At 64.3% G+C, this 1,178-nt stretch carries 2 protein-coding genes; one reads left to right on the top strand and one right to left on the bottom strand.

Annotation, left to right across the window (positions count from 1 at the left end; genetic code table 11):
- Window positions 1-520, bottom strand: a 520-nt coding sequence (locus QF777_11875; protein ID MDP6912240.1) for a Clp protease N-terminal domain-containing protein, incomplete at its 3' end; no start/stop codon positions are given.
- 196 nt (window positions 521-716) lie between these two features.
- Here QF777_11875 and QF777_11870 point away from each other — a divergent pair.
- The coding region (locus QF777_11870) for a polyprenyl synthetase family protein (protein MDP6912239.1) at window positions 717-1,178 on the top strand (462 nt) is incomplete at its 3' end.

The following is a 1,178-nucleotide window of genomic DNA, read 5'->3' as shown; positions in this document are numbered from 1 at the left end:
TGTCGCGGATGGTCTCAGGAACAGCATCTCCGGCAATCATCTGCGCGAGGCCCTCAACGATGGCCGTCTTACCCACGCCCGGCTCGCCAATCAGGACCGGGTTGTTCTTGGTACGGCGCGACAGCACCTGCATAACCCGTTCAGACTCACGCTGGCGGCCAATGACTGGATCAAGCTTCTTATCGCGCGCGGCTTGGGTGAGGTTCCGTCCGAACTGGTCCAGCACGAGCGAACCCGATGTCGAGTCGCCGCCACCACCACCAGCGGTGGCACCGGCCTTCTCCTGGGACTCACTCTGCCCGGAGCCGGCATAGCCCGAGAGCAATTGAATGACCTGCTGGCGGACCCGGGAGAGGTCAGCGCCTAGCTTGACGAGGACCTGAGCGGCCACCCCCTCACCCTCACGAATCAACCCCAGCAGGATGTGCTCCGTTCCGATGTAGTTGTGGTTAAGCAGCCGCGCCTCTTCTTGGGCGAGAACCACAACCCTCCGGGCCCTGTCGGTGAACCGCTCGAACAACTCCGGTGCCTCCTACTATGTGTGGTGCTGCGCCTTCACTGCACCGCCTTGTGACGTCTCCCCCGTCCATCCGAGTGTACCGGTGACCCGTGACAGCCCATTGGCGCGTTTGGGCGACCAAATTCCCAAGAGGGAGTTGGTATGCACCGAGAAAGGCCCGTTTCGCCTAGAACCTACGGTGCCGTATCCTCACCGGGTGGCTTCAGTATCCCCATCGGCGACCGGCGTGTCTCCGAACAGCCTCCTGGACCTACCCGGGATGGCCGACGCTCTGGCTCGCACCGAAGCCGAGTTACGAACCGTGGTCGAATCCGATGAGCCCTTCCTGACCGAAGTAGCCCGTCACCTAATCGACGCTGGCGGCAAACGGGTACGACCGGCCCTGACCGTGACCGCCGCCCATGCACTGGACCCCGAGCCGGGCACAGCCACGACTGACGTCGTGCGGGCCGGTGTAGCCGTCGAGTTGGTCCACCAGGGGTCCCTGTACCACGACGACGTCATGGACGCCGCTGAGACCCGACGGACTGTCCAGAGCGTAAACGCCCGCTGGGGCAACCTTGAGGCCATCCTGGCCGGCGACTACCTACTGGCCCGGGCCTCGGAGATCGCGGCGGATCTGGGTCCTGAGGTGGCCGGACTGCTGGCCTCGACTATC

It is taken from the genome of Acidimicrobiales bacterium, assembly GCA_030747595.1.
In the GTDB taxonomy this organism is placed as follows: Bacteria; Actinomycetota; Acidimicrobiia; order Acidimicrobiales; family MedAcidi-G1; genus UBA9410.
Note: the sequence above shows the minus strand (reverse complement) of the source record. Positions and strands in the feature narration are given on the sequence as shown.